The organism is Aquimarina sp. BL5, assembly GCF_003443675.1.
Classification (GTDB): Bacteria; Bacteroidota; Bacteroidia; order Flavobacteriales; family Flavobacteriaceae; genus Aquimarina.
This window is the reverse complement of the sequence record NZ_CP031963.1, coordinates 1,596,256-1,610,413: the sequence shown is the minus strand read 5'-3', so window position 1 is coordinate 1,610,413 and position 14,158 is coordinate 1,596,256. Positions and strand designations below refer to the sequence as shown.

The window sequence follows — 14,158 nt, the reverse complement described above, 5'->3', positions numbered from 1 at the left end:
CACTTAACTTTTTTATTCCCTCAAATAAAGATAGTGTTTTAATAGTATTTTTAAAAGAGAAAAGCAATCAAAATCTACAAGTAAAATAGGCTATAGTATGCTATACTACATTATTGTGCGCTCTTAATGATTTCTTTACCATCTGGATATAACGCAAAACGTCCTTTAGATTTTTTATGGACATGATCATAACTAGGCCAAGGCCAACCGCCAAATTCTGTTATCTGATATTCTTGAATAGCTTCTCGGATTTCAGATTGACTATTCATAACAAATGGTCCTTGTTTTACCACTGGTTCATTGATAGGCTTTCCTTGTAGAAGTAAGAAATGTGATTCAGTATTACCGTTTTTAATAGTTAAATCTTTATGGCCATGTGAAATGATTTGGTGATTTACCGGAATAGTATATCCTTCACTTTCGATTTCATTTCCTTTAAAAAAATAAACAGAACGATTAATTCCTTCAGAAGCATTCAGAAATGTAAATTCGGCATTTGGATCCATTTTTATTGTCCAGATATTAATTTCATTTTCTGGATTGGAGGCCCAGGAATCAGGAGCTGGATCTACAGCATCTTTATTTCCTAATTTTCCAGCGATTAAAGTAATTTCTATTTGATTTCCTTGCTGGTCTACTATGGTTGTTTTAGGGATCTCCTCGTTCCAGAGCATTTTAAAATGTGGTTCTACCATTTTCTTATCTCTGGGAAGATTGATCCAAATCTGAAACAATAAAAACGGATTTTCTTCTTGTTCATTTAGAAGGGGAAACATTTCTGAATGTTGAACACCTTTTCCAGCTGTCATCCACTGAACATCACCGTTACCAAAACGACCTGCAGCTCCCAGTGAATCAGAATGATCAACAAGTCCTTTTTGTACAATTGTTACAGTTTCAAAACCTCGATGAGGATGCGCAGGAAAACCTGGAACTGTAGTTCCGTGATACATTCTCCAACCATCTTTTGGTGTAAAATCCTGACCTATGTTTCTTCCAGCAAGAGAAGTGTCAGGACCTAGTTGCTCATTTCCTATGGGATACTGATCTTCATGATACGCACAGAATAAAAAAGGGTCGCTTGTTTCCCAGATAAAGTCTAATGGTTTAATTTTAATGATGGTATTCATAACATGACTTTTAGAATTTATTGATCTTAAAAACTTTTAGTTTTTGAAAGTAAGGCAGTCTAGACACTTATAGTCTTTCATTATTTTTTTAGGATCATAGACTTGATCACCTTTAATTACCCTAAAAATATCCCGTGTGTTTTTAATATTTAATAGAGGATTACTATTTAGAATTACCAAATCAGAAGCTTTTCCAATTGCTATTGTGCCAGTGATTTTATCTTTTTTAAGATATTTCGAGCCATTATAAGCAGAGGCCTGTATGGCTTCCAATGGTGTTAATCCTGCAGCTACCATTGCATCCAATTCTTGATGTAATGAAATACCAGAATATGTATAAGAGTTGTATGCTCCACTATCAGATCCCGCCAGAAGTTTTACGTCTGCATCTTGTAAGGATTTTGTCAAGCTTTTAAAAAAGGTGTTTAGCTCTTTTCTTGATTTTTTAGCTTCTTCGGATGCAGTTAGCGCTCGTTTTATGCGACCTTCATAGGTTTTAATGATTCCTTTTCCGATGATCTTTAGATAAGGATCAGCTGTATGATCAACTTCATCGAGATAACTTAATATGTTACCAATATGCAAAGTAGGTACTACATAGGTATTATTATCTTTTAATAATTGAAAGGTTTTTTGAGCAGTTGAATCACTGTAGGTAGAAATCAAGCCATCCATTGCATTCCAAAAAGTAAGCTTTTTATTAATAATAGCTTGAGTAATCTCTTTTTCGTTATCAGAACAGCCTTTTAATATATAATACAGATGTTCTATCGCTCCAATCCCTGAATCTACCGCTTCATTTAATTCAACAGTAAAAGGCATGTGACCTGAAGAGATCATACCTCTATCAGCAGCTTGCTTTAAAATTCCTAAATAGTTTTCTCTAGAAATTCTACTGTCGTATATTTTTACAAAATCAGAAGGGATTCTTTCTAATGAGTCTAGAGCTTTGCTAATATCTTCGGAAGATTCGACAACTAAAGAACCAGCCCAAGTTGCATTTGCTCCATCTAGTTTAGGACCGGAAGTATAAATGTTTGGACCAATTAACTCATTATTTTTAATTGCCTTCTTCCACTTTAAAACTTCAGCCGTAAGATCTCCTCCTGCATCTCTTACAGTTGTGATTCCGTTAGCAATAAAAAGAGGCAGCAAGTCTTTATTTTCCTCAATTAAAGAATCTCCGCCTCTAAGATGAATATGGTTATCCCAAAATCCCGGAAGTAAAAATTTACCTGTACCATCAATTCTATTCTTAGTACTATAAGTATCAATACTATCTATTGTTTTAAGTTTTGTGATCGTTCCATTATTAATATATATAGTTTTTTTTGTAATATCCCCGTTTTCAACCTGAATTAAATTGACATTAGTAATGACAATGTCATATTGCTCCTTATGTTTTTCGGAACAGCTTAAAACACTTATGGCTATAAGAGCAAGTAATAGTATGTTATAGTTTCTTATAATTGATAGCATCATCTATGGTAAATTTACTTTTAAAGGTAAATGCATAAGGAGTTTCTCCATACTCCTGCAAATAGTATAATCGTTCTTTTGCTTCTTCTGGAGAAGGTTCATGACCGTTTTCTACATACCAGAAAGCCATATGCATTCTAGGCATTTTGTGAAACCATTCTTTTTTACGTTTTAATATATCAGAATGAGCAGTTTTATACACGAAATCAAATAATGTTTCTATGCTTTCCCAAACAGACATATTGATAATTAAAAAAAGATTGTCGAATACAGTAATTGCTGTTGCATTACCTTCATCTCCTTTTAGTCTCCAAACGAAACCATCGCTTTGTTCTGCTAATTCATTGATACGGTCTAGGTTATTTACAAAATCTTCCATTATTGGATCATTAATGGGGGCTAACATTTCGGCAATATTTACTTGTGCTAATTGCATATATTATTTGGTGTTAAAGGTTCCGTTATCGACATCTTTGATAAACCTTATCAAACCATCGAAGAAGTTTTTTTGATCATCAAATTGTGATAAATGACTCCCATTTGGACAATGCAGATATCGACCATGTTGCACTTCATTGGCAATCCATTCCATTTCTTTAGGATCCATAGTGTCATATTTTGCGCCAATAGTTAGGGTAGGAACAGTGATTTTAGATAATTCATTTTTTACATCCCAGTTTTTAAGGGTAGCATCACCTTTGATCCCAAATTCACTAGGTCCTTGCATTGTAACATATACATCTGGATTAAGATGTTTAAAAGATCTATTGATAGGTTCCGGCCATTTGTCAACAGGCATTCTTATGACATGTTTTGTGTAGTAATGTTGTACTATAAGATCTAAGTATCGCTCATTAGAATAATCTTCCTTTTCTTCATAACTCATAATCTCCTTTAATACAGCTGGATCTAACTGAGGAGCTAATACTTCATCGGAATATTTTTGGTATTCAGGAATGGAAGCAACCATGTTAGAAATTATAAGTCCCTTCAAATTCTTTTGATATTTTAATGCGTATTGCATTCCTAAAATTCCTCCCCAAGACTGTCCATATAAGTAAAAATTATCTTTATCTAATCCTAAAGCAATACGTACCTGTTCTACTTCTTCTACAAATCGATCCAGATCCCATAAACTTTTATCTTTAGGCTGATCGCTATAGTAAGATCCTAGTTGATCGTAATAGTAGTACTCTATACCTTCTTGTGGGAAAAAACCATCAAAACATTCATAGATTTCGTGTGTCATTCCTGGACCTCCGTGGAGCAATAATACTTTAATTTTTGGGTTGTTACCTATGCGTTTTGTCCAGACTTTAAATTCTCCTTTGGGCGTAGTGATAGGTATCATTTTAATACCTCCCATAAATTGGTCATCCCGGTTGGTGTAATCAAAGTAATTGATTGTGTTTTCTATCTGTTCTTGTTCGACTACGATCTTTTCTTCGGTCTTAATTTCGGTACAACTTTGAACTAGTATGGAAACAAGTATAAAAAAAGGAATTAGGTTTTTCATGATCTTATTTTTTAATTATGCCCTAAGTGACATCCACAGCCTGGTTTCATAAAACTTTGTGATGCTTCATGCCAGGGGAATGCTGTATTAGATTTGTTATTCTCCCACCAAAACTTGGATCTTTCTTTAGATGTATTCCCAATTTCATTCATAGTATCCGTATCATATAATCTACCATTTACCATTGTGTATTTTACGGTTTCAGTATTTCGAATATCTTCTAGTGGATTTTTATCAAGTACAATTAAATCAGCTAATTTTCCTTCTTTCAGAGAACCAATATCATTTCCAGCTCCAATATAATTTGCACCATTTATTGTAGCTGCTTGCAATGCCTGCATATTGGTCATACCGCCTTGATGCAACATCCATAGCTCCCAATGAGCACCAAGACCTTGCAACTGACCGTGTGCGCCAAGATTTACTTTAACTCCTTCATTGGTTAATTTTGTTGCCGTTTTAGAAACTAAGATATGTCCGTTTTCATATTCCTCATCAGGAACCATTGTTCTATGGCGTGAACGTGCATCCACAATACTTCTAGGAGTGTATTTTAGTAATTTTTCATTTTCCCAAATATTATCTTTTTGGTAGAAAAAGTATTCACCATTCATCCCTCCATAGTTTACAATTAATGTAGGAGTGTATCCAGTTTTACTCGTTTTCCATAATTCATATACATCTTTATACACTGGAGCCACAGGAATATTATGTTCAACTCCAGTGTGTCCATCCATAATCATGGACATGTTATGATAAAAAGTAGAACCACCTTCTGGAACTACATTAATTTCTAACTCTCGAGCAGCTTGCATTACCTGTTGTCTTTGATCTCTGCGAGGTTGGTTATAGCTTTTTACTGATTTTGCTCCAAAGGCTTTTGTTCGCCTGATAGAAGATCTGGCATCTTCCAAGTTATTTACGACAGCTTTGAAATCGCCGTCGGCACCATATAATATAAAACCGGTAGAGTAGAGGCGAGGACCTACCATTTCTCCACTTTTTATTAGTTCCGAAATACTAAACACTGTTTCAGTATTGGCGGACGGATCATGTGCTGTGGTAACTCCAAAAGCTAAGTTAGCATATAATTGCCAATGTTTTTGAGTGGTCAATCCATATCTAAAGGCTCCCACATGAGCGTGAGCATCTACAATACCTGGCATAATTGTTTTGCCATTTACATCAAATACTTTGGCATCTTGTGGAACGGAGATATCACCTGATTTTCCTATTTTTTCAATAGTATTTCCGTTAATGATAATTGTTCCATCTTCAATCACTTGATCACCTTCCATAGTAATGATACGAGCATTGGTAAAAGCAATTTTTCCAGATGGTATATCTGTTTTTGTTACTAAATCAATACTAATACCTTTTGATGTAACTTCTCCTACTTTTTCAGGGGAATTAGGTAAGAAAGTAAATCGATCTTTAATCTCATTAGAAAAATATTCATCACCTAAGGTCCAGAATACTTTTTTACTGTCTTTGGACCAATGTAAGTTGATCCCGGCATCTTTGGATAATTGTGATACAGGAACTGATGTTGACTTATTATCCAAATCAATTTCTTTTCCATTAGTAATCAGAGGAGCGATATACGCTTTGTGTAGGTGAGTAAACGCAATCCACTTGTTATCTGGACTGGGTACTAATCTGTTAGCATATTTTGATTTTATATGTGTCTTTTTATCTTTTCCATGTAGGTCAACTGATTTTAACTCTTTGGTAAGGTTACCAAAGTAGGTTCCTCCAGTTTGATAAAAAATATGTTTTCCATCTTTGGTGAAAGTCGGATACGCTCCTTCCTGTGAAATCAGTTTTGCATTCGCTCCAGAAGCGGACATTGTATAAATCCCCGTTTTTTTTCCGAAACTTCTTCCTTGATCATTGTTACCTCCTTCTTTTCTGTAGGTAATTAAATTGCCAGAGGGATTGTAAGTTGGTGTTCTATAGATTCCTTTCTCTACTGTTAATTTGGTAGGAGTTCCTCCAGCAGTGGGTATTTTGCAAACAGATCCCAACGTTTCGTCATTCCAGGTGACATATACTATATGTTGACCGTCTGGAGAGAAGCTTGGCTCGAACTCAAAATCAGATTTTTGTGTGGTTAGGCGTTGCGGTTTTCCTTTTGGTAATTTTTTACTCCAAAGATGTCCAAGAGCACTAAAAATTATTGTTTTGCCATCAGGAGAAGTGACTACATGACGAATTACTTTAGAAGTAAATTCTTCTGGAGCGACAGCTGAATTAAAATGAACGGTCTCCGCAATTTTTAAAGTAGCATCTGCCGTAAATGGAATATTAGTAACCTGAGAATTTTCTGTGTTAATTTTTTGAATTTTTCCTGCAGTCCAGAATACGATTTCTTTATTATTCGGCATCCAGCTAAAGTTAGGATATACACCGAAAATTGCCCAAGCTTCTTGTTGGTCTTTATTTAATTGATCATAAACAGGCCATTCTTCACCTGTTTCCAGATCGTGGATGTATAGAACAGTTTTGGTTCGTACTCTTTTTACAAAAGCTAGTTTTTTGCCATCTCTGGATACTTGGGGTCTTGCGGCTCCTCCAGGTCCTCCTGTAATAGTCGTATTTTTCCCAGTTTCGAAATCATATCTTTTAATAACATATATCTGTTTATTAGGGTCTTTGTTATATTGAAAAAAACCTCCTGAGTACATATCTTCACTATAGTACATGTATTTTCCATCCGGAGAGATACAAGGTTCATTTACGTCTTGTTGATCGTTTTTTCTTTTGGTCAATTGGATTCCTGAACCTCCTGTGATATGATACTGCCACATTTCTCCTGCTCCTAATGAGCGCTGAGAGGTAAAATGCTTTCTAGCGATTAAATAATTACTATCTGGCATCCAGGCCGCATTGTTCAATAATCTGAATTTTTCTTTGGTAACTTGTTTAGCATTACTGCCATCAGAATTCATTATCCAAATATTATCACCGCCACCAGCATCGCTAGTAAAAGATATTTTTGATCCATCTGGACTAAAACGCGGTTGTACTTCAAAAGGAATTCCTGAACGTAAAATTTTTGCTTTTCCACCAGAGATAGGAATGCTATAAATATCCCCCATAAGATCAAAAACAATTGTTTTTCCATCGGGACTAACATCTAGGTTCATCCAGGTACCCTCATCAGTAGTAAAGGTGTGATCTTTGTAATTAAATTGTCCATTAGGATTAGCAACATCCCATGTTGATTCTTTTTTTTCGTCTTTTTTGTCTTTTTGTGCTTGAGTTGTACATACTAGAAATACTCCTAAGAGTAGGGTAGTGATAATGTGTTTGTGCATGGTATTCTATTTATCTAAACCGAAAATAGTGAATTCGAAGATAAAATGTCTTAAAGTGTTGTTAAGTGAAGTGTCTTACCTACCATTATCTCTTGTTTTAATATTAGCTTTACAAAGCCTTATAATTTCCAGAATTCTTTTATCTCTTGTTTCTTGTCGTTTAGCTTGATTGAGCCAGTATAAATAGCTTTTTCGATAACTAGGAGAAAAGTTTTTGTAATTGGTAAAGGCTTCAGAATTGGAGTTAAAGGCTTTTTTAAGATCCTGTGGAATAATACCGTTTTCTACATTATCCAAAGCTGTCCAAGAATTATTTTTTTTGGCAATTTCGATTATATCTAGTCCACTTTGATGCATCAGATCATCTCTGATAAGATCAATGATATATGTTTTATTCAGTTTGCTCCACACACTTTTTGGTTTACGTGGACAGAAATATTGTCTTCTTCGTTCTTCGTCCAATCTCTTTACTGTAGAATCAATCCATCCGTAACAGAGTGCTACTTTTACAGCTTCTTCCCAGCGCATACTGGGTTGTTTACTTTCTACTTTATAAAAAATCAAATAAACACCATCAGAAATAGTATGATTTTTGTTTAGCCAATGCCGCCATTCTTTATCATTTTTAAAATATAACTCTGGTTTAGTTTTCATTTCTCAAGGTTTTTGTATCAATAGCATAGTAGTAATTTAGACTTAACCATACTCGATTTTTGATTCCGGATTCTAATAGTTGACTTAAACGATAATCTGGTCCGATTTCAAGTTTACTTTTTGGAGTAACTACATATCCAATAAAAGGAATGATTCTTATTTCTATATCAGAATTAGAACTTTGATATGAACCTAAATATTCATTATTGACTTTAAGATAAAACTCTCCGGGATCAGCACGGTAACCGCTAAATGGTATTTCTACAGTAAAACGATACCTAAGTCTGAATTCTGGAGATTCGTCCTTAGTAAATGTTTGATCAGTTACAAAACGATGTGCAACTCTAGTAGATTCTAATTGTTGTGTACTAGCATATTGAAATATGGAACGATGAATAAGCTGATCTCCTTCTAGTCTCAATAAATATCCTATATTGAAAACTTTATCAGAGGATAGTTTAAAAGAAAGAATGGTGGTGAGATCTGTTAGCAAATAGTCATAAGAGAAATCATCATCAGGATAGTGTTCCCATAATTGTTGACGAGACTCAAGACTATGGATCAATTTAGTGTAATTAGATAGTTTGTTAGATACTACAATTTTAGGTAATAAGCCAGAAGTGAAAGATGTTTGTGCTACCATTTGATAACAAATGGTATTAAATAAATATACCAATATGAAAGCTCTTTTAGTTTTCATAATTTAATAAAGAAGATTATCCGTATTGGCATTTACAATTTTTAAAACCTTTAATAGAGATCCACTATGATCATACAATAATTCATAATAACTATAACGTTGATTTTTTTTACCCTTTAATACTAATTCGTAGTTCACACTATAATTCTCCGTAGTAGTTTTGTTATTTATCAAAGCAATAAGAGTGGATCGAGAGGCAATCCATTGTTTTTGTGTTTTTTTGACTTTTGATTTGATGAAAATACTATCTAAAGAATTTTGAATTTGTTTTCTCAAACCTTCTGAGATAGAGGTGAAAGGAATTTTTTGTTCCACGTCTTGTGGATTTCCTTCAGTATCAAATTCGATACTATACTTTCTGTTTTTATAAATAGTTTTAGCCTCGATACTATTACCATCCTGGCTTTCTTCTGCATACCATTTGATTTTTTTATCAAAAGGCCCTTGAGCTATAAAATCTAAAGCTAATTTAGGAACTTCAGAACTTTTAATTCGATACTCTTTCTCTAATTTATTTTGTGAATAACCGGAGAAAGCAAAAGCTATCGAAAGACAAAATATTAAGACAGGTGAAAAAAGGTATGCCATATGCTTGAAAGTACTTTTGGAATATACTAAAATAGTAAGAATCTGTTATTCGAAAGAATCTGCTATGGTAAATCTTTCTGAAATTTGAATACCCAACAAAAATGAACTCATAACATCTCTAATGATGTTATGAGTTCTATTATTTTTTGTGTAATATGGTTTTCTAGTAGAATCTAGTGTAGGCTCTAAAAGAACCACTGTTTGTTGGTCTAGTTCTTTTTACTTGTCGTTCCGTATTGGTAGACGTGTAGTAGTAATAATACCAGTATCCATTTGGTAAGTCAACTTGATATTTTAATACCCATTTCCAATCACTAAAAGGCCAAGAAGCTGTATTTTCCCAAGCATAGAACTGTAATCTAGTTAATCCGCATACTACATTAGTACGTGTATAAGTGTCATCAAGTTCTTTCCAATCCCCTCCATAAATAGAACTTCTGGTTAAAGAATTCCATAATCCATTATCACAGAATCTGATATCTGTAGGTGTAGAGGTAACAGGAACTCCACCGCAGTAAATATTCCTAAAGTCGGTAGAACCGATATCATAACAGGATTTTTGGATTGCAAAATCTGAGTAATTAGGGTCGTTGATTTCTAACAGTGCATTACTCTTTTCTAAATTTCGACCAGATTGGTTGAATTCAGAACCCTTTGCAGTTTTTGCAATACGTTCAGGGACAGATACAGAGGATTTTGTTAAAGAAATAAATAAATTGAATGGTGATTGATCCAAGCTATGTAAACTTTCTTCAGCATTTTTAGCAGCATCACCATATAAGGTTTCTGCTACAATCATTTCTTCTTCATCACCAACCGCTATGAAATGATATTCATGACCATTTTTTTGAATTTTTGCTACTTCAAAAGAAGTTTGATCTAGTTCATTCACATATGCTGCATTTTTAGAAGGTATTGGATTTACTCCTTGTAGTTGCTCATCTTGTAATTCTTCTTCTTTGTCTTCACAAGCTACAAATACTACTCCAAGAGTCATGGCGATAGCCAATGTTTTGAAAATTGATTTTTTCATAATTTAAGGTTTTAAAAGTGTGTAATTAATTTTAAGGTGTTCCGGAATACCTTTCTGAGAGCAAATATATTGTGTAAGTATTTGTTAGTCAAGAAGTAAAAGACGGTTTGTGTATAGGTGTACAACCGTTGGTATTATGGGTTTTTTCCCCTTTTCAATAATTTTGGATGTAAAATAAAAGCAGTAAACGTTTTTCTATTTGCGCAAAATAGGATGGAAAAAGAAATGATTACGCTTTAGCTATAAAAGGATTTCCTTCATAATAAATTTCTGAAAAAGATGTAGTGAATGTATTAGATTAAAGTAGTAATCTAAAGCCATAAACGGAAAGTTCTTCTTGTTTAAAATCTAAATCTTGCGATCGTATGAATCCAATTTTTTCATACATTTTCCACGCAATTTGCATTGCTTTGGTCGAATGGATTATTAATTGGTGCTGTTTTTCATCCTTTGCTAATCTAATACAGGTTTCAGTTAAGAGTTTGCCAATACCTTTTCCTCTAGCCGTTGGAGCCACGGCTAACAATCTAAAGCCTGCCGCATTTTTTTCTTGGGTAGCAATTCCGCCAGAACCATAATATTTCATATCACTAAAATAAACAAGACCTCCACCGATTTCGTCATTTATAGAAACAGCGACCAATAATCTAGTTTTTGGTTTTTCTGTAAGGCTTCCGATGTTGGCAAGTGTTTGGTAATAGTTAGGTTGTTCTTCTTTATCGGGAAATCCATCTAGCTGCGAATAGGCACTAACCATGAGTTCTCCAATTTTTGGAAACTCATTAGGAGTAGCATCTCTTATTGTATATTCTTGATTCATATAAGAGGGCTCCATTATTTAGGTTCTAGAGACATTACATAATCATAGCTTTCATCCAGATACACAGCCAAAGAATCTAGGTCATCCCACATAGATTCAGGAAATAGAACGTATCCTTTCATCACCGCTCAATAAGATTTATATAAGGTAGTTGATAACTCTTCCATATATTTCTGCTGTACTTCTTTAGAGAATCTAATCCCAATTTCACCTGCTTTATTAAATAACTAAAACATATATCCATTAGCAGATGTATATGGCATCGTCTTACCTTTTCGTTCGAATCTGGAACATTTGGCTACTAGTTGGTCATAGATTTTTAATTTCTCCTCCCACATGATTGACAAAAGTTTGTTTAAACAGGAGTACTAAAATACTTATTTTTTTCTGTTTTTATATTCGCTCTACGGGTTTATGTATATTGTATAGATCAGGATTCTGGGGTTCTCAGAGCCGCTTTAAGCTCTGTATTAATCGATGATGTGTTTGTGGAAACCTAAATTGATTTACAATGTAATGCCTCAAGGACAGGTTCTTAGGTGTTTTGCAACTATATATAATGGTTGAGATAATTACTAACCGCTAGCTTTTCTTCATTTTACCGGCAATTAGAAATTCTATCAGTGCGTTATATAACTGATCACCTCTATTACTATTGGTAAATACAACGAATCCCATATTAAGATCTTGATACATTCTGGCCAAACATTTGAAATCTCCATTATTACCGCCGTGACCAAAGGTATTTCCGAAAGGTGTTTTTTCCATATGTATACTAAGTCCAAAATATTCCTCCCAACCAGGTCTATTTTTCCCTTCATCTTCGGCTATTGTTGTTTCTATGGTAAACATTTGCTTGTAAGTTTCGGGTTTTAGTCCTTTTTTGGTTGATAATCCAAGTATGAAGTTGGTAAACGTTTTGGCTTCCGTATGCATACTCCAAGCCATACCTGCTTTACCGGGTAAATCTATTCGAGTAGGCATGTTATCAAAATGGCCATTGGCAACTACTTTTTCCAAATATTCATTTTTTTCGAAATAAGTATGTTCTAATCCTAATGGAGTTAATACTTCTTCCTGTAGCAAAACATTAATATCCTTCTTAGTGATATGAGTAACTACTCGTTTTAAATATTCAAAACCTTCTCCGGAATAATTATAATCTGTTCCAGGAGTGAATTTTATATCGAGTTTTCCATCATCGTTCATCCAGGCCCAGTTTGGAAACCCGGTTTTATGAGTCAATACGTGTCTTGCTGTTATTAACTTATAACGTTCATCATGCGCAATAGCTTCAAAAGGTAAGTATTGATACAAGGGTTTGTCTAAATCAATTTCTCCTCGCTCCACCAATCTCATCACTGCGAATCCAAAAACTGGTTTTGTTATGGATGCCGCTTCAAATAGGGTTGTATCGTCTACTTTTTCTTCGGTATATGCGTTTTTTATCCCATAGGTTTGATGATATGCTAGTTTCCCATCTTTGATGAGTGCTAGTGAAACCCCTGGAATTTCATAGTATTCCTGATAAGCTTTGATAAATTGATCTACTGATACTATTTTTTTAGCATCAAAATCATGAAGTATTCCTTTTTTTGGTATAAGGTCTAATTCTGGCGCAATGGATAGTAACATCGTAGGCGCTGTAATTGTATTGCCAGATGTTATGGTTACTTTTTGGTTAGACTTTTTAGAATCTATTCTAAACAAATTATCATCTTGATTATAAAATTTTTGAGTAGTAGAAATAATATAATCTCCTGCGGGAAGGTCAATTTCGTATCGACCTAAAGAGTCTACCGCAACTTGGGTCCAAAGAGAAGGATTCGTAGCAGATGTTAGCCGAATATTGTTTGGAAATCCTTTAATAGTTTTATCATCCCATGTTAATTCACCAGATAGGTTTCCAGTAACTTCTTTTGCTCTCATTAAGAGTATATCTCCTAATCTAGAGGATGATTGACTTTTACCACCTCCTTTTCCCCAGGAAATAAAAGTATTAGAGTTACTATCATCTTCTTCGTCTTTATCAATAATTACGTGATCTATTCCAATTGTTTTTCCTTCAGCTAATTGGCCTGTCAATTTTATTTTACATTCATAGATAGTAGTGGTTCCTTTTCGACTAAACTTTATTTCAAGTTGATCCCAACTGTGATTTTTTGTTTTAGGATCCCAACTTGTGGTTGGATCCATTATTTCTTTATAATTTTCTCCAAACTGATATAAATCCAAACCAGATCCTTTGGGTGAATGTTGCCCATCTATATAGAGGGTATAGGTGTCTTGTGTGTTCCAGTCTGCCTTTTCTGTGGTATCCACTATATGGGAATCATCTATAACAGTTACCAAAACGTATAAGGATTGTTCGGATAGGTTGTATCCTACCTGAAAATTAGCGGAAAAGTCATTTTTATCTTTTGGGTGACTGCCGAAAGGAACATCCTGGATAGGAAATTTTGTAATATTTTTTGGCCAATCTGAAGCATCACCATCGATTGTGATATTTTTGATAGGGTAGGCATAAGCAATTGCTCCATTAGAGTCATACAAATTAGTATCCATGTTTGTCGAATTCATAGAATAGCTATATCCTTGGATACCTAATAAGAAAGCAAAAAATAGAATAACAGGTTGATTAATACTGCGGTAATTTGCGGAAATACGATGTAAATGATTGATTAGCGACCTCATGATGATTATGTTTTACAACTAAAGATGAAGATTAGATACAATTGTTACAGTTTTACTCGATAATCGAGATTTAAATGCTCCGAGGCTTGTCCCTAACTCAAATTGATTTTCAATCTAACGCTCTATGCACTTGCCTTAAGGTAGCTTACTGGTTAAAAGTTTAGTATCTATTATTAATAATTCCTTTGTTGTCCCCTGCTTTTTTATAGTTTTGCATTTTTAAA

General features: G+C 34.1%; 11 protein-coding genes. All 11 read right to left on the bottom strand.

The genetic code is table 11. The features are described from left to right. Window positions 1–110: 110 nt before the first annotated feature. Window positions 111–1,130 (bottom strand): pirin family protein, encoded by a 1,020-nt coding sequence (locus D1818_RS06880; RefSeq protein WP_118457322.1) that lies wholly within the window; start codon window positions 1,128–1,130, stop codon window positions 111–113. 36 nt (window positions 1,131–1,166) lie between these two features. Further along, a complete protein-coding gene (locus D1818_RS06875) occupies window positions 1,167–2,612 on the bottom strand; it encodes an amidohydrolase family protein (RefSeq protein WP_233558585.1) in 1,446 nt (481 codons plus the stop codon). After that, a complete protein-coding gene (locus D1818_RS06870) occupies window positions 2,584–3,045 on the bottom strand; it encodes a DUF3291 domain-containing protein (protein WP_118457318.1) in 462 nt (153 codons plus the stop codon). The genes D1818_RS06875 and D1818_RS06870 overlap by 29 nt, the downstream gene beginning before the upstream one ends. A gap of 3 nt (window positions 3,046–3,048) precedes the next feature. Beyond that, complete coding sequence (locus D1818_RS06865) at window positions 3,049–4,125, bottom strand: proline iminopeptidase-family hydrolase (RefSeq protein WP_118457316.1); 1,077 nt, start codon at window positions 4,123–4,125, stop codon at window positions 3,049–3,051. Window positions 4,126–4,136: 11 nt separating this feature from the next. After that, window positions 4,137–7,445 (bottom strand): amidohydrolase family protein, encoded by a 3,309-nt coding sequence (locus tag D1818_RS06860; protein ID WP_118457313.1) that lies wholly within the window; start codon window positions 7,443–7,445, stop codon window positions 4,137–4,139. Window positions 7,446–7,520: 75 nt separating this feature from the next. Next, window positions 7,521–8,099, bottom strand: a complete 579-nt coding sequence (locus D1818_RS06855; RefSeq protein ID WP_118457311.1) for a YdeI family protein — start codon at window positions 8,097–8,099, stop codon at window positions 7,521–7,523. Further along, complete coding sequence (locus D1818_RS06850; RefSeq protein WP_118457308.1) at window positions 8,089–8,799, bottom strand: DUF2490 domain-containing protein; 711 nt, start codon at window positions 8,797–8,799, stop codon at window positions 8,089–8,091. Before D1818_RS06850 ends, D1818_RS06855 begins: the two co-directional genes overlap by 11 nt. 3 nt (window positions 8,800–8,802) lie before the next feature. Further along, the gene (locus tag D1818_RS06845; RefSeq protein ID WP_118457306.1) at window positions 8,803–9,387 is read right to left on the bottom strand and encodes a hypothetical protein; all 585 of its coding nucleotides are present in this window, start codon (window positions 9,385–9,387) and stop codon (window positions 8,803–8,805) included. Between the two features lie 163 nt (window positions 9,388–9,550). Next, complete coding sequence (locus D1818_RS06840) at window positions 9,551–10,420, bottom strand: hypothetical protein (protein ID WP_118457304.1); 870 nt, start codon at window positions 10,418–10,420, stop codon at window positions 9,551–9,553. A 298-nt stretch (window positions 10,421–10,718) separates the two neighbouring features. Continuing rightward, the gene (locus D1818_RS06835) at window positions 10,719–11,255 is read right to left on the bottom strand and encodes a GNAT family N-acetyltransferase (RefSeq protein WP_240338281.1); all 537 of its coding nucleotides are present in this window, start codon (window positions 11,253–11,255) and stop codon (window positions 10,719–10,721) included. 567 nt (window positions 11,256–11,822) lie between these two features. After that, window positions 11,823–13,934 carry a serine hydrolase gene (locus D1818_RS06825; RefSeq protein ID WP_118457302.1) on the bottom strand — a complete coding sequence of 704 codons (2,112 nt, stop codon included), beginning with the start codon at window positions 13,932–13,934 and terminating at the stop codon, window positions 11,823–11,825. Between the last annotated feature and the right edge of the window lie 224 nt (window positions 13,935–14,158).

Bases quoted from the DNA above. Each gene is read 5' to 3' on its own strand.
- D1818_RS06855 (WP_118457311.1), bottom strand. From the start codon at position 8,099: ATGAAAACTAAACCAGAGTTATATTTTAAAAATGATAAAGAATGGCGG.
- D1818_RS06880 (WP_118457322.1), bottom strand. From the start codon at position 1,130: ATGAATACCATCATTAAAATTAAACCATTAGACTTTATCTGGGAAACA.
- D1818_RS06825 (WP_118457302.1), bottom strand. From the start codon at position 13,934: ATGAGGTCGCTAATCAATCATTTACATCGTATTTCCGCAAATTACCGC.
- D1818_RS06845 (WP_118457306.1), bottom strand. From the start codon at position 9,387: ATGGCATACCTTTTTTCACCTGTCTTAATATTTTGTCTTTCGATAGCT.
- D1818_RS06840 (WP_118457304.1), bottom strand. From the start codon at position 10,420: ATGAAAAAATCAATTTTCAAAACATTGGCTATCGCCATGACTCTTGGA.
- D1818_RS06870 (WP_118457318.1), bottom strand. From the start codon at position 3,045: ATGCAATTAGCACAAGTAAATATTGCCGAAATGTTAGCCCCCATTAAT.
- D1818_RS06875 (WP_233558585.1), bottom strand. From the start codon at position 2,612: ATGATGCTATCAATTATAAGAAACTATAACATACTATTACTTGCTCTT.
- D1818_RS06860 (WP_118457313.1), bottom strand. From the start codon at position 7,445: ATGCACAAACACATTATCACTACCCTACTCTTAGGAGTATTTCTAGTA.
- D1818_RS06850 (WP_118457308.1), bottom strand. From the start codon at position 8,799: ATGAAAACTAAAAGAGCTTTCATATTGGTATATTTATTTAATACCATT.
- D1818_RS06865 (WP_118457316.1), bottom strand. From the start codon at position 4,125: ATGAAAAACCTAATTCCTTTTTTTATACTTGTTTCCATACTAGTTCAA.
- D1818_RS06835 (WP_240338281.1), bottom strand. From the start codon at position 11,255: ATGGAGCCCTCTTATATGAATCAAGAATATACAATAAGAGATGCTACT.